17 protein-coding genes are annotated in these 19,769 nt (G+C 47.0%); 12 read left to right on the top strand and 5 right to left on the bottom strand.

All coding sequences use genetic code 11. From position 1 onward, the window contains the following. Window positions 1-58: 58 nt before the first annotated feature. Complete coding sequence (locus AAC033_RS13880; protein WP_339739116.1) at window positions 59-2,314, bottom strand: nitric-oxide reductase large subunit; 2,256 nt, start codon at window positions 2,312-2,314, stop codon at window positions 59-61. 140 nt (window positions 2,315-2,454) lie between these two features. Here AAC033_RS13880 and ric point away from each other — a divergent pair, with 140 nt between their 5' ends. Beyond that, complete coding sequence (ric, locus tag AAC033_RS13875) at window positions 2,455-3,189, top strand: iron-sulfur cluster repair di-iron protein (RefSeq protein WP_339739114.1); 735 nt, start codon at window positions 2,455-2,457, stop codon at window positions 3,187-3,189. Window positions 3,190-3,211: 22 nt separating this feature from the next. Beyond that, on the top strand, window positions 3,212-3,652 hold the full coding sequence (locus AAC033_RS13870) for an Rrf2 family transcriptional regulator (protein ID WP_339739112.1): 441 nt from the start codon (window positions 3,212-3,214) through the stop codon (window positions 3,650-3,652). 48 nt (window positions 3,653-3,700) lie between these two features. Here the strand turns inward: AAC033_RS13870 and AAC033_RS13865 are convergent, their stop codons facing one another. The 3 genes from AAC033_RS13865 to AAC033_RS13855 are packed head-to-tail and all read right to left on the bottom strand — an operon-like array spanning window position 3,701 to window position 5,067. Next, window positions 3,701-4,405, bottom strand: a complete 705-nt coding sequence (locus AAC033_RS13865) for an aromatic aminobenezylarsenical efflux permease ArsG family transporter (protein WP_339739110.1) — start codon at window positions 4,403-4,405, stop codon at window positions 3,701-3,703. Then, on the bottom strand, window positions 4,405-4,818 hold the full coding sequence (locus tag AAC033_RS13860; RefSeq protein ID WP_339739108.1) for a nitrophenyl compound nitroreductase subunit ArsF family protein: 414 nt from the start codon (window positions 4,816-4,818) through the stop codon (window positions 4,405-4,407). Before AAC033_RS13860 ends, AAC033_RS13865 begins: the two co-directional genes overlap by 1 nt. Further along, window positions 4,819-5,067, bottom strand: coding sequence for a thioredoxin family protein (locus AAC033_RS13855; protein ID WP_339739106.1), 249 nt, complete (start codon window positions 5,065-5,067; stop codon window positions 4,819-4,821). Window positions 5,068-5,239: 172 nt separating this feature from the next. Here AAC033_RS13855 and AAC033_RS13850 point away from each other — a divergent pair, with 172 nt between their 5' ends. The 9 genes from AAC033_RS13850 (at window position 5,240) to AAC033_RS13810 (ending at window position 17,436) form a co-directional block, all read left to right on the top strand. After that, window positions 5,240-8,299, top strand: a complete 3,060-nt coding sequence (locus tag AAC033_RS13850) for a DUF2723 domain-containing protein (RefSeq protein WP_339739104.1) — start codon at window positions 5,240-5,242, stop codon at window positions 8,297-8,299. After that, entirely contained in the window at window positions 8,299-8,952 is a 654-nt protein-coding gene (locus tag AAC033_RS13845; RefSeq protein ID WP_339739102.1) for a polysaccharide deacetylase family protein, read from the top strand. The genes AAC033_RS13850 and AAC033_RS13845 overlap by 1 nt, the downstream gene beginning before the upstream one ends. Before the next feature lie 4 nt (window positions 8,953-8,956). Next, the gene (gene purD / locus AAC033_RS13840) at window positions 8,957-10,228 is read left to right on the top strand and encodes a phosphoribosylamine--glycine ligase (RefSeq protein ID WP_339739100.1); all 1,272 of its coding nucleotides are present in this window, start codon (window positions 8,957-8,959) and stop codon (window positions 10,226-10,228) included. A 64-nt stretch (window positions 10,229-10,292) separates the two neighbouring features. Then, a complete protein-coding gene (locus AAC033_RS13835) occupies window positions 10,293-11,279 on the top strand; it encodes a hypothetical protein (protein WP_339739098.1) in 987 nt (328 codons plus the stop codon). A gap of 279 nt (window positions 11,280-11,558) precedes the next feature. Then, entirely contained in the window at window positions 11,559-12,284 is a 726-nt protein-coding gene (locus tag AAC033_RS13830) for an ABC transporter ATP-binding protein (protein WP_339739096.1), read from the top strand. Window positions 12,285-12,293: 9 nt separating this feature from the next. Beyond that, the gene (locus AAC033_RS13825) at window positions 12,294-13,544 is read left to right on the top strand and encodes an ABC transporter permease (RefSeq protein ID WP_339739094.1); all 1,251 of its coding nucleotides are present in this window, start codon (window positions 12,294-12,296) and stop codon (window positions 13,542-13,544) included. A 15-nt stretch (window positions 13,545-13,559) separates the two neighbouring features. Then, window positions 13,560-14,822 carry an ABC transporter permease gene (locus AAC033_RS13820; RefSeq protein WP_339739092.1) on the top strand — a complete coding sequence of 421 codons (1,263 nt, stop codon included), beginning with the start codon at window positions 13,560-13,562 and terminating at the stop codon, window positions 14,820-14,822. 89 nt (window positions 14,823-14,911) lie between these two features. Next, the gene (locus AAC033_RS13815; protein WP_339739090.1) at window positions 14,912-16,039 is read left to right on the top strand and encodes an efflux RND transporter periplasmic adaptor subunit; all 1,128 of its coding nucleotides are present in this window, start codon (window positions 14,912-14,914) and stop codon (window positions 16,037-16,039) included. A 62-nt stretch (window positions 16,040-16,101) separates the two neighbouring features. Then, window positions 16,102-17,436 carry a TolC family protein gene (locus AAC033_RS13810; RefSeq protein WP_339739088.1) on the top strand — a complete coding sequence of 445 codons (1,335 nt, stop codon included), beginning with the start codon at window positions 16,102-16,104 and terminating at the stop codon, window positions 17,434-17,436. Window positions 17,437-17,523: 87 nt separating this feature from the next. Here the strand turns inward: AAC033_RS13810 and AAC033_RS13805 are convergent, their stop codons facing one another. Continuing rightward, entirely contained in the window at window positions 17,524-18,903 is a 1,380-nt protein-coding gene (locus tag AAC033_RS13805) for a glycoside hydrolase family 140 protein (protein WP_339739086.1), read from the bottom strand. Window positions 18,904-19,101: 198 nt separating this feature from the next. Between AAC033_RS13805 and AAC033_RS13800 the strand changes: the two genes are divergently transcribed. Next, on the top strand, window positions 19,102-19,769 hold a 668-nt coding region (locus AAC033_RS13800), incomplete at its 3' end, for a hypothetical protein (RefSeq protein WP_339739084.1).

Below are 19,769 nucleotides of genomic sequence, written 5' to 3'. Positions count from 1 at the left end.
AAAAAACCGCCCCATACGGAGCGGTTTTTAACCTGTAAATCAACGGCGGGGCATACTGCTATGCTTCCGAAGAATCTTTTTCGAACGACCAGCCAAAGGCCAGTCCAAAAACATGATAAACCAAGGCCACAACACCGAAAGCAAAAATGGTGTCGCCAATCACACGTAACCACTTCAAGGTCCCCATAAATGGTTGTGTCATAAATTCAGCCGACCGTGCATACCACAATCCATACTTGACACTGGCCCAGGTTTGTGCCAACCCAATCGGCAGCACACTGATCATCACCATCAGCAACAGACCTATGTTAATGGCCCAAAACGCAAACTTGATGTACTTTTCTTTCCAAACAGAGTTCAGGTTCATATCGCGCAATACAAACAGCATCAGTCCAATTCCGAGGAAGCCATATACGCCAAACAGGGCGGTATGTCCGTGAACCGGCGTGGTGTTCAACCCTTGCATGTAGTAAAGGGCAATGGGTGGATTGATCAAAAATCCAAAGATTCCTGCTCCCAGGAAGTTCCAGAAGGCCACCGCGATAAAGCAATAGATCGGCCATTTGTAAGCCTTCACCCAATCTCCCGTCCGACTCAATGTGAGGTTGTGATAGCCCTCAAAGCCCATCAGCACCAGCGGAACAACTTCGAGCGCACTGAATGACGAGCCGAGTGCCAGCACGGCTGTGGGTGTACCGGTAAAATAGAGGTGATGGAACGTTCCCAAAATACCACCACTCAGAAAGATGATGGTGGAAAACAGGACGGTCACTGTGGCAATTTTCGAGCCAATCAATTGCATCCGTACAAACAGGTAAGCAATGATTACCGTAGCAAAAACTTCAAAGAAACCTTCGACCCACAAATGGACCACCCACCAGCGCCAGTATTCGGCAATAGCCAGGTTGGTTTGCCGGCCCCACATCAAACCAGCCCCGTAAAACGCAGCAATAGCGATGGAAGCGATCAGGAACATCGTCAGCAAATGGCGGTTTTCGGTCTTTTCGCGTAAGGCTGGCAACAGTGCCCGCCCCATCAAAAACAGCCAAATAAACAAGCCGACAAAGAGGAAGATCTGCCAAAAACGGCCCAAGTCAACATATTCGTAACCTTGGTGACCAAACCAAAAGTTTTCGACAAAACCCAATTTCTGCATCACACCCATCCACTGTCCGGCCAGCGAACCGACTACAATCACGAGCAAGGCGCCAAACAAGACATTAACCCCAAGGGCCTGGTATTTAGGCTCCTTGCCTGAAATGGCCGGAGCAAAAAACAAGCCGGTAGCCAGCCAGGATGTGGCAATCCAGAAAATTCCGATTTGCACATGCCAGGTCCGCGAAACAGAATACGGCAGCCACTGATCGAGCGGAATGCCATAGAAAGCGCTTCCTTCAACACCGTAGTGAGCTGTGATCACTCCCGCCAAAATCTGAACGAGCATCAAAATGGATACAATCCAGAAATATTTCAAGGTGGCCTTCATCGACGGGAATAATGTTTGCCCCGAAACCGGATTGACTGCCGGGACGTCAACAGGCTCTTCTTCCTGCTTGGTAGAAGCATAATACCAAGCCAGCCAGCCTATTCCTGCCAGCAGGATAATTACGCTAAAACCGGTCCAAAGTATCAGCGCACTAGTTGGCCGGTTGCCCACCAATTCTTCGGGCGGCCAGTTGTTGGTATAGGTAATTTCCTGGCCCGGACGCTCGGTTACCGTTGCCCAGGTCGCCCAAAAGAAAAACGAATTCATCTGGCTCATGCGCCCCATCTCCTTGATGGTATTTTCCGGTATGGCATAAGCTTCGCGCAAATGTGCCTCTGCCTCTCCGTCCATAAATAATCCGGTGTAATGCTTACCAACTTCCTGAATGGCCTGAGCCCGCAAGTCCGAAATCACCAGGTTCCCGGTGGCCTTGTCATAAGTGTTGGTGCGCATTTCTTTTTGCACCCGGGCCTCCAACTGGGCTTGCTGTTCACGTTCCAGATCATCATAGTCGTTTCCAAAATCCCGCTGCCCCCAGTAATTTAGCAAATACATGGCTTCACGGTGCAGCCAATCGGCCGTCCAGTCGGGTGCCAAATACGCTCCATGCCCCCAAATGGTACCTACCTGATGCCCACCCATGGATTGCCAAACATTTTGGCCATCCTTAATATCCTGGCCACTAAAAACAACTTTCCCCGATTCAGTAACAACCTGATCAGGGATTGGTGGTGCTTCGCGGTAAATTTCATACCCATAATAAAGAAGGACTGCAAACGACAGTACCATCACTGCTGCGAATCCATACCATAACTTCTTTGTACTCATACGATTCTTGTTTAGTAGATAATTAACTCCTTTGATCTTTTATTGCAAATGTAGAAAAAATATTCTAGTTTTGTCGATCAGTGGATGTTTTTATCCACTTTTATTAAGATTTATATTCAGAATCGTAAAATTTAAATAAAATGAATACCATGATTAAAGTAGAAACACCCGTTGGCGAAATTGCCAAAAACTATTTTCAAACTGTAAAAGTGTTTGATGACTATCAAATTGATTTTTGCTGTGGCGGAAAACAGAGCCTACAGGACATCTGCAAAAGCAAATCGCTGAATACTGAAGAAGTCGTTCAGAAACTGGAAGCTTCGATACAGGAATCCACCGATGCACCACATTTTGATGCGCTGCCGCTCACCGAACTGGTTCAGTATATTATTACCAAACATCACTCTTATGTGCGGGAAAACATACCACTGCTTCACAAGTTGCTGGACAAGATCGAGGAAGTACACGGACCACGTCACCCGGAGATTCTTGCCGTCAACGCACATTTCAAAGAGTCGGCCGGACAATTGACCATGCACATGCAAAAAGAAGAGATCATTCTTTTTCCGCTGGTTGAAAAGTTAAGCCAGCTGAAAGCTGAAGGCAAGACCATTTCCATTTCGGGAGGCGCTTCGGTTGAGCAACCCATAGCGGCGATGGTTCAGGAGCACGAAAATGAAGGAGCACGCTTTGAAGAGATTTCACGACTGACTCAGAATTATACCGTTCCGGAAGATGCCTGCAACACGTTCCGCGCCGCCTATGAAACGCTTCAAGCGTTTGAAAAGGATCTGCACCGGCATATTCATTTGGAAAACAATATTTTATTTCCAAAGGCTGCCTTATTGGAACAGGAAGTTGTGAAAAAAAATTAATTTTGCCGGCAAAGAAATAAACATGCTTTCAAAATCTGCAGAATACGCTATTCGTGCACTGGTTTACATTCAGCTGCAAAACTGGGAAGGGAAACGCCCCGGCTACCGGGAGATTGCGCGTGAAATTGAGTCGCCCGAGCATTTTACAGCTAAAATTCTGCAGATTATGACCCGGTTTAGGTTGATCTATAGTCTGAAGGGACGTAACGGTGGTTTCGCATTTGACGAGAAGGATGGCCCGCTGGTACTCTACCGCGTGATTGTGGCCATTGATGGCGAGAAGACATTTACCCGCTGCAGTTTCGGATTTAAGAATTGTGATGGAGACAATAAATGTCCGCTGCACGATGAATTCTCCAAAATCCGAAATAATTTCACCCAAATGGTCAACGAAGAAACCATTCAAACATTGGCCCAACGAATCAAAGAAGGTGATGCCGTATTAAAACAAACACTGCGTTAAGCAGATAAACTCAAAGCGGCAGGATAACAACCTGCCGTTTTCTTTTGCTCAAATCAGCCAGAGATCAACCATTCTCCACAGACCAATCCCAATAAACAAGACAGCCACGCCGCGCCGCAACCAGCGTTCAATGTTCTTCAATCCATGAAACCAACGGGTTAAACCACTGATTGCAAACGCTATGAGCACGGCGAACAAAATGACCACCAGTCCGGTTCCAAAGGCAAAAAGAAGCGGGAGAACCAGACCCGAAGCACTTGTAATGGTCATGGGTATAAGCAATCCGAAATACATGACGCCACTATAGGAACAAAAAGCCATGGCAAATACAGTTCCCAGCAAAAAGTCGTGGACATACGAACGATTCTCCTTTCCCTCAAGTTTTCCGGAAAGCGTTGTTAAATCGGGAAAACGTAGCGGTATCAAATCCAACATCACCAAGCCAATCAAAAGCAATAGCGGCCCGATCAGCTTTTCGCCGTAGCGTGACAAAGGCCCGGAAAGACGCAGCGCGTTGGCACCAAAATACAAAATCAAGGCAAGGACTGAATAGGAAAAAGCCCGACCCAAAGTATAAACTAAACCACCCAGCAGCACCCTTTTCTTGCCAGGAGCTTCTTTGCTGATAAAGCCGATGGCCGCCACATTGGTCGTCATGGTGCAAGGACCAAGCGAGGTAATAATGCCCAGCAAAAACGCCGACCATAGCGGAAAAGAAGATTGATCAAATAATTCGGTAAAATAAGTCTGCATCAGTGGGCATCCAGTGTTTCTTCAATTAACTGCCTGAACTTTTCAGGATTGGGCAAGGCGTATAAAAAAGCTTCCTCCGTCAAGTTAACCGTTTCCCCATTTTTCAAAATCAACAGCGACTTAAAGACCACGTCGAACTGCGCGGCAAAATCAGCAACCCCCGGATCATCAAGATTAAACTGTCGAAACACAAGCTCGCCGGATTCTACCTGTGTGGCATATTTTCCGTTCAATGCTTCGTTCAGGATTTTTTCAATCGCATTGCAGCTTTCGCAACGCACAGGTGTGCGGAAATAGTAAATGCCGATCTGGCCTTCCTCTGGCCGCACCAGTTCATCACTTTCTACTGCTTGCCGACTGTTGCATGCCGAAAACACGATCAGAATAATCAAGCCTATTATCAGTTGTCTCATTCAATTTGGTTTAAAATTTTGCAAAATAGTCTTCAATTCCGCATAGGTGGGTAACTTGCCACTCATCACCACACGATTTTCAATCACCAGCGCCGGAGTTCGCATGACCCGATAACGCATAATTTCGATCAAATCATCCACTTTGAGCACCTGCGCGTCCAGTCCCAGTTCGGCCACTGCTTTCCGGGTTCGGTGTTCCAAGCCCCGGCATTTCACACAGCCCGGTCCTAAAACTTTGATTTCCATCATTACCTCTGATTTTGGGTAAAAGTAAGGATAATGCACGAATCCAACTTCAAAAAAAGTGTTAACAAGCCCCTTTTGCAGGCTGTTAAAAACGTTTAATTTCAATTCCCGATTAGTCTCGGTTCAAAGAATGTATTATCTTCGCAAACATAAAAAAATCTTGAATTTTAAGCGGATGAAGAATTATAAGTTCATTAACACGGTTGCAGGCTGGCTGGTCTTTTTAGTGGCAGCCGTTGTTTATTTAATGACGATTGAACCAACGACCAGTTTTTGGGACTGCGGTGAATTTATTACCACTTCGTATAAACTGGAAGTCGGACACCCGCCCGGCGCGCCTTTCTTCATGATTTTGGGACGTTTCTTTACATTGTTTGCCGATTCTTCGGGAGCAGCCATGATGATTAATTCCTTGTCGGCCCTGGCCAGCGCTTTCACCATCCTGTTTTTATACTGGACCATCACCCACCTGGCCCAGAAGCTGGTGAATACTGAAAATGGTTTCAGCCTCGGCCAAGGCATTGCTATTATTGGTAGCGGTGTAGTTGGCGCGTTAGCTTACACTTTTTCAGACACCTTTTGGTTCTCGGCAGTTGAGGGCGAAGTGTATGCCACCTCGTCACTCATTACAGCCATCGTATTCTGGGCGATTCTGAAATGGGAAAATGTGGCAGACCAGCCACACGCCAACCGCTGGATCATCCTGATTGCCTACCTGATGGGGCTTTCCATCGGCGTTCACCTGCTAAACCTGCTCGCCATTCCAGCTATCGTATTCGTGTATTATTACAAAAAATATGAGGTTACCCGAAACGGAATCATCGCCAGTCTGGCCGTTTCCATGATCATTTTGGGTGTCATCATGTACGGTATAATCCCAGGGGTTATCACCATAGCAACCTGGTTCGAGCTGATGTTTGTAAATGGATTTGGCCTTCCGTTTAACACCGGAGCTGTTATTTACGCGCTCTTGCTTATTGGTTTGATTGTTTACGGAATTCATTACACGACCAAAAAGAAACTGGTGCTGTGGAACACCATTTTGGTGGCCTTTACCGTTATTGTCATTGGTTACTCGTCTTTTGCCATGATCGTTATCCGCTCGTCGGCCAACACACCTATGGACCAAAACAGCCCCGACAATGTATTTTCGCTGTTGGGGTACCTGAACCGCGAACAATATGGCGACCGACCTTTGGTTAACGGACAGTATTACAATACACCGCTCGATCCACAAACCCCTTATGTACAAGGCAAACCGTATTACATTCAAAAAGATGGAAAATATGTAGCTTCCGATTTTCGTCAGAAACCACAATACGACTCGCGTTTCACTACATTTTTCCCACGGATGTACAGCAGCCAAAGCCAGCATATTCAAGATTATCAAAGCTGGGCTGGCATTGAAGGTCGAACGGTTCGGATTACCAATCGGCAAGGAGAACAGGAAACCATTAAACTACCGACCTTTGGCGAAAACTTACAGTTTTTTGTCCGCTACCAGGTCGTACACATGTACCTTCGCTATTTCATGTGGAACTTCGCCGGACGACAAAACGACATCCAGGGGCACGGTGATGTGCTGAGCGGCAATTGGCTCAGTGGAATCAATTTTATTGACTCGACCCGCTTGGGTGATCAAACCAATTTACCCGACGTCTACGCCAACAACAAAGCACGAAATTCCTACTATTTTCTCCCATTACTACTGGGGCTGATTGGTGCTTTCTTCCACTACCAACGCCATAAAAAAGATATGTGGGTAGTTTCCCTGCTGTTTATCATGACCGGATTGGCTATCGTGGTCTACCTGAACCAATACCCGCATCAACCGCGTGAGCGCGATTATGCATATGCCGGCTCGTTTTATGCCTTTGCCATTTGGATTGGCCTGGGCGTAATCGGTTTGGCTGAAAGTTTGAAAAAATGGATGCCCGAAACCGTCAGCGCAGTCGCCGTTTCTGTCGTCAGCCTGTTGTTGGTACCAGGCATTATGGCCAGTGAAAACTGGGATGACCACGACCGATCAGGAAGGTATACTGCTCGCGATTTTGGCGCCAACTACCTCAACAGCTGCGAACCCAACGGCATCATTTTCACCAATGGCGATAACGACACGTTCCCGCTATGGTACAACCAGGAAGTGGAAGGCGTACGCACCGACATGCGCGTTTGCAACCTTAGCTACCTTCAAACCGACTGGTATATTGACCAAATGCGAAGCAAAGCTTATGAATCGGATCCGCTGCCAATTACCTTCACCGAAGACCAGTATGTTCAAGGCAACCGCGATGTGGTTTACCTGATGGAAGATCCACGGATTAAAGGAGCCGTAGACCTTAAAAAGGCCTTGGATTTTGTGAAAGATGAAAACCCGAGAACCAAACTCACACAGGCTGACAATGCTTCGTATATTCCTTCAAAACGTTTATTCCTAAAGGTTGACAAGGAAGCTGTGATCCGAAACAAAGTTGTTCCTGAATCGCAGTACGATTCAATTGTCGACACCATTTTTATCGACTTCGGAAACAAAAGCTACATCACCAAAGACGAACTGATGGTGCTTGATATGATCGCCAATTCGAACTGGGAACGCCCCATTTACTATGCCATCACGGTGGGCCGCGACAAATACCTGGGCTTGCAGGATTATTTCCAGCTCGACGGTTTTGCCTACCGCTTTACACCGGTAAAAACTGCGCAATCCGGCATGTACTTCGGAAGCGTAAATACCGACCGGATGTACCAGCACATGATGCACGACTTCCAATGGGGGAACATGAACGACCCGGACGTCTACATCGATGAAAACAACCAGCGTATGATGATGAATATCCGCAACAATTTCAACCGGTTGGCCGAAAGCCTGGTTCAGGAAGGAAAAAAAGACTCTGCCATTCAAGTGCTTAATAGAAGCCTGGAGCTGATTCCGCACGAAGTGGTGCCTTACAATTATTTCTCGCTACAGCTGGCCGAAAACTACATGGCTGCCGGCGATGTGGAAAAAGGCCGCCAAGTCATGCAGGATATTTTTAATGCATACCAACAGGAAATGGATTATTTTCTTTCACTCGATTCGCGGTTTTTGGTTTCCATTGATGAGGAAATTCAGCGGATCATGTACTTCCTGCGCGAAATGAGCGTGATTACCAATCAGTACGAATTGGAGGATTTATCGAAAGAAATCACAGCCAGTTTTAACAGCTATTTTCAAGCGTACAGCACGTTCAACTAATGCGACGATTTGACCCAAGAATACGGCTTCCGAAGTTGGCGACCCGCTATTTTCCAAATGCCTTGTGGCGTTTGCCGGAGAATGAAAAAAAGGTTGCGCTGACTTTTGACGACGGCCCGGTTCCTGAGGTCACCCCGTGGGTTTTAGACCTGCTGAAAGAAGAAAACATCAAAGCATGCTTTTTCTGTGTGGGCGAAAATGTGGAGCGCCACCCAGAACTTTATCAGCAAATTATTGCTAACGGACACCAGGTCGGGAACCACACTTTCAACCACCTGCAAGGGTTGAAAACACCAGACGAAGCTTTTTTAGCCAATGTTGAAAAAGCTGCAACTTATGTAGATTCAAAATTTATGCGTCCGCCGCACGGCTGGCTTCGCAAATCGCAATACCGGGAGCTAACCAAAGATTACGAGGTAGTGATGTGGGATTTGATTAGCCGCGATTATAAGGAAAAAACCAGCCCTAAAGCGGTGGTGTCAAATGTGATGAACTTTGTGCGCCCGGGCTCCATCATTATTTTTCACGATTCGGTCAAAGCGCAAAAAAACTTACGCCCGGCATTGCCGGTGGTAATCAAAAAATTGAAAGAAGAAGGATATCAGTTTACCTTGTTACCCGAAAAAGGCAAACAAAAAACAGACAAACATTAAGATCATGTTGAATATTTTACTCGTTGGATCAGGTGGAAGAGAACATGCCATGGCATGGAAAATTAAGCAGTCAAAAAAAGTTAACCAGGTATACATTGCTCCAGGGAATGCCGGAACCGCTTCAGTTGGCGAAAACATTGCCATTGGTGTTTCTGATTTTGAAGGACTGAAAAAAGTGGCTCTAAAAAAAGCCATCAACCTCGTTGTTGTTGGCCCTGAAGTTCCTCTGGTCGAAGGCCTGCACGATTTTTTTCTGGCTGATGATCAACTAAAAAACATCCGGGTAGTTGGCCCGCAAAAAGCCGGTGCCATGCTCGAAGGCTCCAAAGATTTTTCCAAGGAATTTATGGCACGCCACAACATTCCAACTGCAAAATACCAAACTGTAACGGCTGAGACACTGGCTCAGGGACTGGCTTTCCTGAAAACCATGCACGCGCCTTACGTGCTGAAAGCTGACGGACTGGCCGCCGGGAAAGGCGTACTGATCATCGACAGTTTAGCCGAGGCCGAAGCCGCCCTGAAAACGATGCTCGACGGGCAGTTTGGACAGGCCAGCAGCAAGGTGGTGATCGAAGAGTTTTTGTCGGGTGTAGAACTCTCGGTTTTTGCCATTACCGACGGAAAAGATTACCAGATCCTACCCGAAGCCAAAGATTACAAACGGATTGGAGAAGGCGACACCGGCCTCAACACCGGCGGAATGGGTGCCATCAGCCCGGTTCCGTTTGCCGACGCCGACTTCATGAAAAAAATTGAAGATCGCATCATAAAACCAACGGTCAACGGTCTGCAAAAAGACAACATACCCTACAATGGATTTATCTTTTTTGGCCTGATCAATTGTGACGGCGAACCTTATGTAATTGAATACAACGTACGCTTAGGCGATCCCGAAACGGAAGCGGTCATGCTGCGTATTAAGTCCGACTTTGTGGATCTGCTGGAAGCGGCAGCCGATGGCACCATGGCCAAACAAAACATTGAAATTGACGAACGAACTGCAGCTACCGTTATGCTGGTTTCGGGTGGCTATCCGGGATCCTACGAAAACGGTAAAGTGATGACCGGATTCGAAAATGTGCAGGATAGTATTCTTTTTCATGCCGGCACCAAACCTTCCGGCAAGCAGGTTGTGACTGCCGGTGGCCGCGTAATCGCCGTCAGCTCTTACGGTTCTTCCATGCAGGAAGCGCTGGCCCAATCCTATGCCAATGCCGAAAAAATTAGCTATGAAGGTAAATACTACCGGAAAGACCTGGGATTTGATTTATAAAAACCTGCCCTTAGCTCAGCTGTAGCGAGAATTTGAAACAGCGACAACGAATGACGAACCAGTTATGATACTCAGGATACTCAAAACAAATCAGGCTTACCATTTCATCCTCATTCCTGTGATGATTGCAGGATTGTGGTTTCGCTCCTATTTAAATCCTGACTTTTTCCCTTTTTTTGAAGGCGAAAACGACATGTTTCTCTACAAGGCATTGACCCAATGGGTCGCTCAGTCAGCGCTGGCAAGCAACTTGCTGTCGATGGTTTTTGTCATTATCCTTTCTTTTTTCATTCTGAAACTCAACACCGAATACGCCTTTATTCGCGTTCGAACCTTTTTACCTTCAAACATTTTTGTCCTGATTATTGGAGGGCTGTTAGCTTTACACACACTTCATCCGGTTTACTTCGCCTTACTTTTTCTGCTGCTGTGTGTCGACCGGATTTTCCAATCCTACGAAATGGAAAAGTTCCATGCCAGTGCATTCGAAGCTGGATTTTTTATCGGGCTGGGCTCTTTGTTTTACTTCAACCTCATCTTTTTCTTCCCGATTACCTGGATCGGATTTTTACTTATCAACAAGCGAACGCAGTGGCGTAATTTCGTGCTCCCGGTGCTGGGCTTCATGGTTCCCTGGCTTTTCACCTGGTCGCACTATTTCTTATCCGATCAGATCACGGTTTTTGTCGACACCATCATCATGAATTTTGATACCGACAATCAGTTCTTCAGTGGAAACCGGGCCTTGCAGATTTATCTGGCCTATTTGATGTTCATCAGCTTGCTGGGCAGCTTGTTTTTACTGAACCAGTACGACGAGAAAAAAATCAGCACGCGAAAGAATTTTCAGGTTTTCTTTCTCATCTTCTTCACTGCTTTCATCCTGCTACTTTTTGTTCCGGCTGTGTCACAGGAAATCGTCATTATCATGTCCCTTCCACTCACTTACCTGATCTCAAACTACCTTATTTTCATGAAACGAAAAGTTTGGGGGAACCTGTTCATTTACCTGTTTATCGCTTTGATCATTTACATGCAGTTTGTCTCCTAAAAAGCGACGTTCGTATACCGAATTCCATTCTTCATTCCAGCTCAATCGAAGCCTGCTTTCTCGAGAAAAAATTCAAAAGTGTTTCTTCTGCTGTAACGTCTGCCCGATATCTTCGTCATAATCAAAGAAATCGCTTTCATAACTTATTCGATAAAACAGTAGCGGATCGAAAAAAGACCATTGACATGGAAAATTCCACCGTTCATCGAATAAATTTCTGAAATAGCCTTCGAATTCATGATTTTTGATTAGAGAAAGCCAAACAGAAAACAGAAAACAATGATTACACTAAACAACATTCACAAATCTTATGTGATGGGCAGCAGCAAGCTCCATGTGCTGAAAGGCATTGATTTGGACATTGAGCAAGGCGAGTTTGTTTCCATCATGGGCTCTTCGGGCTCCGGAAAATCTACCTTGCTCAACATTTTGGGCATGCTCGACAATTACGACGAAGGCAGCTATCACCTGGATGACCGACTGATTGCCGATATGAGCGAGAAGAAAGCAGCGCAACTCCGCAACGAAATGGTCGGTTTCGTATTCCAATCCTTCAACTTGATTTCGTTCAAAAATGCCATGGAAAATGTGGCGCTTCCGCTCTACTACAAGGGAGTGACCCGTAAAAAGCGTAACACCACTGCCATGGAATACCTGGAAAAACTGGGTCTGGCGCCTTGGGCCAATCACCTGCCCAACGAATTGTCGGGCGGCCAAAAACAACGGGTGGCCATTGCCCGGGCACTGATTTCGCAACCCAAAATTATTTTGGCCGACGAACCAACCGGCGCCCTGGACACCACCACCTCGTATGAGGTAATGGAAATTTTGAAGGAAATCAACGAAGCTGGCATCACTGTTATTATTGTCACACACGAACACGACATCGCGGCAATGACCCAAAAAGTAGTCCGGCTGAAAGATGGACGAATCGATGAGATTATCCGTAACGGCGAACTCAAAGCTTTTCGGCATACCTACACCAAAGAATTGGAAACAGCCTAAACCAGACCCATGTTTGATCTCGATAAATGGCAGGAAATCCTGTCGACAATCAAAAAGAACAAGATGCGAACGTTCCTTACCGGCTTTTCCGTCGCCTGGGGAATTTTCATGCTCATGATTTTGCTGGGCTCCGGCAACGGACTGAGTAATGGTGTTGCGGCCAATTTCATGAACGACGCGGTCAATGCCATGTGGATATGGACAGGTGAAACGACCATTGCCCACCAGGGACTGAAGCCGGGCCGCCCCATTCAGTTTCGCAACGACGACTACGATATCATTGACAAGATGCCTGGGGTGGAGTCTGCTTCGGGACGCTATTTTATGGGTAACACGCGCTATTCTTACGAAAACGAATCGGGTGAATACACGACAGTGACCTGTCACCCGGAGTTGAATGATGTGGAAAAAATGGAGCTGCTTGAAGGCCGTTTCATCAACAATGTGGACATCCTGCAAAATCGGAAAGTTGTGGTCATTGGAAAAGACATTCACACAGCCCTTTTCAAGGAGAAACCGGCACTGGGCGAATATGTCCGAATCAACAATGTCCCTTTTAAGGTTGTTGGCGTTTGCATCGAACCAGGTTCCACCCGAAACCGCAATGCTTACATGCCGGTATCGACCGCCCAAAAGGTATTTAATGGCTCCAACCGCCTGCACAACTTCGCCATAACCATCAATGGAAAAACCTTGAAAGAAAGCCAGGAGATTGAAGAACGCATCCGCAATACCTTTGCCCGCAAACACCGTTTCGATGTGACCGACGAAAGCGCCTTGGGGATGTACAACAAACTGGAAAACTACATCCAAACCATGCGGATCTTTCAAGCAATCAAAATCTTCATCTGGATAATTGGTATCGGAACGCTGATTGCCGGAATTGTTGGGGTGAGCAACATCATGCTGATTGTAGTGAAAGAACGCACCAAGGAAATTGGCATCCGCAAAGCCATTGGTGCCAGCCCGGCATCCGTGATCGGACTCATTTTGCTGGAGTCGATTTTGATTACTACCGTTGCCGGCTACATTGGGCTGGTGTTGGGAACGGGACTGATGGAGCTGATTAACTATTCGATGGTGCAATCGGCCGGTGATGCCGCCCAACAGGGCGAAACCGTATTCTTAAATCCGACGGTGGACTTTGGAGTAGCTGTTGCTGCTACCCTGTTGCTTGTGGTTGCCGGAACACTTGCCGGTTACATTCCTGCCAAACGGGCTGCCAGCATAAAACCCATTGTTGCCTTGCGCGATGAATAACAAAAAAACAACATCATGTTAGACCTTGATCTTTGGAAAGAAATATTAAGCGCCCTCAGACAAAACCGCATGCGCAGCTTCATGACCGCCTTTGGCGTGTTTTGGGGAATCTTCATGCTCATCATTATGTCGGGTGCCGGACGTGCGTTAGAAAACGGCGTATTGGACGGCGTAAAAGCCTTTGCCACCAATTCGGCCTTCTTCTGGACCGAGCGGACCAGCATCCCCTACGAAGGTTTTCAACGGGGGCGTCGCTGGATTTATACCAACCAGGACATTGAATACATCCGGCAGAATGTGAAAGAAATTGAATACCTCTCGCCCCGCCTTTTCGGTTGGCAGCAAGGAGGCGACAACACCGTTCGTGGGGAACGCACCGGCGCTTTTAACATTTTTGGCGACTACCCCGACTACTTCAAAATTGATGGCTGGACACCCGTGAAAGGCCGCCTGATGAATGAAATTGACGTGATGCAGAAGCGCAAAGTATGCGTGATTGGCGAGCGCGTGGAAGAAATGATGTTTGCCAAAGACGAAGACCCGATTGGACAGTATCTTAAAATCAGTGGTGTTTACTTTCAGGTGGTTGGTGTCATCCATCCTGAAACACGCATCAACATTGGCGGTGGCAAGAAGGAGGAAACCATCATCATCCCATTTTCAACCATGCAAACGGCTTACAATTATGGCGACGAAATTCATTTCTTCTCGGTTACGGCCGACAAAGGCACCAGCGTAAGCGAACTGGAAGAAAAGCTGAAACGAATTCTGAAAGAACGACACAAAATAGCACCCGATGATATGCAAGCCATTGGCTCGTTCAACATCGAAGCCGAGTTTAAAAAGTTCTCCGCTCTGTTCTTTGGCATTCAGGCCCTGACCTGGATTGTGGGAATCGGAACCCTAATGGCCGGTGTTATTGGCGTGAGCAACATCATGCTTGTAATCATCAAGGAGCGAACACAGGAAATCGGTATCCAGCGGGCGATTGGCGCGACGCCCGGTAAAATCATGTTGCACATCATTGCAGAAAGTGTATTCCTGACCGTGATGGCCGGCTACGTCGGACTTTCGCTGGGTGTGGGGCTGCTCGAAGTGTTGAACCAAATTCTGCTTGCAGCCGGCGATGAGGTGTTTTTCCGCAACCCGGAGGTCAACCTGACCATGGCCCTGTCAGCTTTGGCAGTGCTAGTTTTTTCAGGCGCTTTTGCCGGATTTATCCCTGCCCGCCGGGCCATCAAAATAAAACCCATTGATGCGCTGCGCGATGAAGGATAGAACACGAACACACGAAGATACGAACGTACGATGACACACATTCAAAAACGTTGAAACAGAAAACAGAAACAATAATAAAACCAACAGCGATGAAAAAGATTTTTAGAATTTTAGGAATAGCCCTTTTGGTGGCGGTATTTGGAGGAACCATCTACTTTCTCTATACCAAATCAAAAAAAACACCCGACATGTTTGAAACCAAAACGCCTTTTGTGAGCGATGTGGTTCGTAAAACAGTTGCTACCGGCTCGGTGGTCCCACGTCAGGAAATCGAGATCAAACCCCAGGTTTCAGGTATCATCGACGAGATTTACATCCGTGCAGGCGACTTTGTCACCAAGGACCAGGTGATTGCAAAAATCAAGATCATCCCCGACATGGTTAACCTGAATGCGGCCGAGTCGCGGGTGAAACGTGCCGACATCAATTTTGAGGATGCCAAGATTGACTATGAGCGTCAGCAAAAATTATTCGATACCGACGTGATTTCGTACGAAGAATTTAAAAACGCGAAGGTCGCCTACGACTCGGCCAAGGAAGAGTTGGCTGCTGCCGAAAATAATCTCGAACTGATTAAAAACGGGGTAACCAAAAAAGCTCAAACCGCCACCAACACCTTGGTTCGTTCCACCATAAACGGCATGGTACTCGATGTTCCGGTTGAAGAAGGGAACTCGGTCATTCAGTCCAATACCTTCAACGAAGGAACCTCGATCGCCTCGATTGCCGATATGCAGGACATGATCTTTGAAGGCAAGGTGGACGAAACCGAAGTCGGAAAAATTAAGGAAGGCATGCCCATTGAACTCGAAATTGGTGCCATTGAGAAGGAAAAATTCCAAGCCATTCTCGAATATATCTCTCCCAAAGGCGTTGAAGAAAACGGTGCCATCCAGTTTGAAATTAAAGCTGATGTTTCGCTGAAAGACAACCAGTTTATCCGGGCTGGCTACAGCGCCAACGCCAGCATTGTGCTCGAACGCAAAGATAGTGTGTTGGTTATTCCGGAAGGCATGTTGAAATTTGAAAATGACTCGGCCTTTGTGGAAGTGCTGGTCAACGAAGCCGAACACCTGTTTGAGCGACGCAAGGTCGAGACTGGCATTTCCGATGGCATCAACATTGAAGTGGTGTCGGGGCTGGACAAGGAGGAAAAAGTTAAGGGCGATAAGATTGATCCCAAGAAACTGAAAGAAGACAAAAATAACCAAGGCTAATCCAGCTCAAATTCAAACGAATGACTAAATTAGCTCCGTTCAAAAAACAAAAAAGAATGACCATGAAGCATTTATTTCAGCTTGCTGCCTTTCTGATGCTCACGTTTGCAGGAACACTTCATGCCCAGCAAACCTGGGATTTACAAAAGTGTATCAACTATGCGCTCGAAAACAACATCCAGATTCAGCAACAAACCATCAACACCGATTACTACGGAAATGAGTTGCAACAAGCCAAGAATAATCGCCTGCCCTCGCTCAACGGAGGCTTGTCGAACAGCTTTAACTTTGGCCGCTCCTTGCAATACGACAACACCTACGCCGATTACAACTCGAATCAAACCGGCGGAAACCTGAGCGCCAATATGACCCTTTGGAAGGGTTTTACCCTGCAGAAATCCATCAATAAAGCCGACCTGGACCTGAAAGCTGCTTTGGCCGACCTGCAAAAAGCCAAGGACGACATTATGCTTTACATCGCAGCTGCATACCTCGAAATTTTGTTTACGCAGGAATTGGTACAAGTGGCCGAAGACCAAATGGCGGTAACTAAAATGCAGATTGACCGAACCGGAAAACTGGTAGACGCCGGAAGTCTTGCGAAAGGAAGCCTGCTGGAAATTGAGGCCCAGCTGGCCAGCGAAGAGCTGAACCTGGTGAACCAGGAAAACGCCCTGCAACTGGCCTATCTTAACTTGTTTCAACTGCTGGAACTGCCCGCCACCGAACAGTTTAAAATTGAAGAACCCATATTGCCAGTGGTGAAAGCCAACGGAACACTGCTCAATTCGATGGATATTTTCCGTACGGCAGTCGGCTTTCGACCCGAAGTAAAAAGCGCTGAGTACCGTTTGGGAAGTTACAAAGAGCAAGTTGCCATTGCCAGGGGAAATCTCTATCCCAGCCTGACGATTGGCGCCGATTACTACAACTCCTACAACAACAAGTACGAAGATTTTAATGGCGATAAAATCCCCTTCAGCGAACAGCTTAAATCGAACGAACGATATGGCGTTGGGGTGAATCTGAGTATTCCGATTTTCAATAAGGGACAGGTTCGTACCCAAGTGAAAAATGCCGAACTGCAAGTGATGAACCAAGAGCTGGAAGTTCAGAGCACTAAGAATCTGCTCCGCAAAGACATTGAGCAGGCTTACACCAACGCCGTTGCCGCCCTGAAAAAGTACATGGCCAGTAACAAAGCCGTGGAATCGATGCAGGAAGCCTTTCGTTATACTGAAGAGAAATTCAATGTAGGCATGGTAAACACCGTGGAATACAACCAGTCGAAGAATAACCTGGCCAGAGCTAAAAGCGAACTGGCACAGGCAAAATACGATTACATCTTCCGCACCAAAATCCTCGATTTCTACAACGGTGAAACGATTGATTTATAAGAAAATCAATCTGCAATAACCCAAAAAAGGAACCGATCTTTGAAGAGATCCGTTCCTTTTTTTGGCTGCATATCTTACGAAAAACGCTCATTTACTTTCCAAAACCAAAACCCAGTCCATTCCGGCAGCCAAATCACCGGGAGGATCGAAAAGCCGGGTTTCTTTATTTTCAAAAGTGCCGATTCGTGTTGACTGGCCATTCCTTGGATTATACCAACTAGCCTTAACGTGATCGCCTGCTGTTTTTCCCAGCTGAAGATGAATTTCCCGCCCATTGTAAGTATAAACCCACGCGTAGTTGCTTCCGCGCGTGGCGGCCTGGTAATCGTACCGTTCGCCCGGATTCGATGCTACAAGCGACTGATCCGGGACTCTTTCAAAATAAGGTTCTGAGCAGATCAGACTTTTCAGGTATTTCATTTGACGGGCCCCATCTGCGTCAAGCGCTTCAGTCCAATATTCACGCACACCATAAGCCGGATTTGAGTCCCCGGCTTGATGCATTTGCATGACGGCACTATGGCCGTAAGTAAAACCACAGGCACCGGCAAAAACCGACCAGTAAGCATACCTTCTTAAATCATCAGCATTCCAGTAAGGTTCTAAAGGATCATGCAATCCCTGAGGAATGCCCTCGTAGGAAGGCTCTCCATCCAGAGTCGGTTTGATTGGGTGAAGGGCATGGTCATCCCGAACATACTTCCAGTTGTCCGGTCCATAACCCAATTCCGAATCGTCCTGATCGTATCTTCGATGACCCGATTGAAACATATTGAAATCGAGCCAATCCGCTTGGTGAAACCACATGGAAGACTTGGTCCGCCCAAACGGATGAAAGGTAATGAGATGGTTGGGAGCATGTTCACGGAGACTTTGCCCAATCGTCTCCCAAATGGCCGTGCTGTCACTTCCCCTGATATCTCCACCATTCAACCAAACAATGTTGGATTGACCGGCATAGCGTTTGGCCAACCAACTGGCGTAAGTGTCCGCTTGTTTCTGGCTGATCGTTCCTTGCTTAACATTCGATCCCCAAACAGGAACCATAGCCATATAAAGTCCCCTTTGTTCGGCCAGCTGCACAAGATAGTCCACATGATCCCAAAAATCATAGGCCTCCGCATCCTGAAAACTGCTGCCTGCTGTTAGCCTGGGCACAGCAACATCTCCGTCGACCAACGCAGAATCGCCATAGGCATTGACCATTTTCAACTGGTGAAGCACCATCACCTGAATGACATTGAAGCCTTTTGCGGCGCGATCATCCAGGTATTTCGCGGCTTCCTGACGATCCAATTTAGAAAAGAGCAGCCATCCGGTATCACCCATCCAAAAAAACGGATCGCCATTTTCTGTCATTAAGTATCGCTTGTTTTCAGACACTTGCAATAAGGGCAATCGACTAACCCGCTGTCCATACACGGAACAGACAACGAACAAAAACAACATCGAAATAATTCCTCTCATATGACTATCTGTTGTTGATTCGACGAGATGTGAAGGTACAAAATATTGGCTAAGCAGAAGAACAAATAAACCGGTGTTTCCCTCACCAGCTCGAAACCTGTGTTTCGTTGGAACAGCAATATTTCCCGATCTTGGTAGGGTAACTGTCCCCTGCTTGTAACGTATGAAGGACTGAAAGAAACCAAATACGATGCGGCTGTGAATCATCCAAACAAACCGACAAGCAAGCGAAGAAAATTCTTCCGTAACCTGGTGTTTCCCGTAACTCCGCTCACCGTGGTGACCGGCTTTGCGGTGGTGATTACTTCGATCGTCTTGATCCAGGTTTCCTCCGAAAGCTATTCATCGGCCTTGCTGGCCGCCATTTGCGCTGCAATAACCTTCGTTCTGCTCGTACTCTATGCACTCGACCGGCTGCTGGTTCAACATGTTCTTTATCGCTACATGGTCTGGGGTGAAATCATCCTTGGCGCACTGTTCTTCTTTTTTGTGACCTTGGAGAGCCGTATGACCGAAGTGCAGGTCCATACCGATGAACTACATGTCCACCCCGACCAGGATTATATGCTGATTGTGTTCGATTCGAAAGAAAACACCCTCGACGATTTTAAACGAAGTGGCTTGTGGAACCAGGAACTTCACATCGAGCATCAAACCATCATCCATTTGGACAGTGCGCTGGCTACAAATCCTCGCTTACGAATTAAGGAACCGGATCATTGGATGGGCTATTCAGAGGAAGAAGGCCGGATTCAGTTGGATGGTCGCTCAGTAAAGTATCTCTTTCGCAGCCGTGCCAGGACCCCCGCCGAGCAAGCACTTCTGCCTCCGCTGGACAGCCTGCTGAATGAACTCCGGCAGGAGTA

It is taken from the genome of uncultured Sunxiuqinia sp., from assembly GCF_963974515.1.
In the GTDB taxonomy this organism is placed as follows: Bacteria; Bacteroidota; Bacteroidia; order Bacteroidales; family Prolixibacteraceae; genus Sunxiuqinia.
This window is presented reverse-complemented; position numbering and strand designations above follow the sequence as displayed.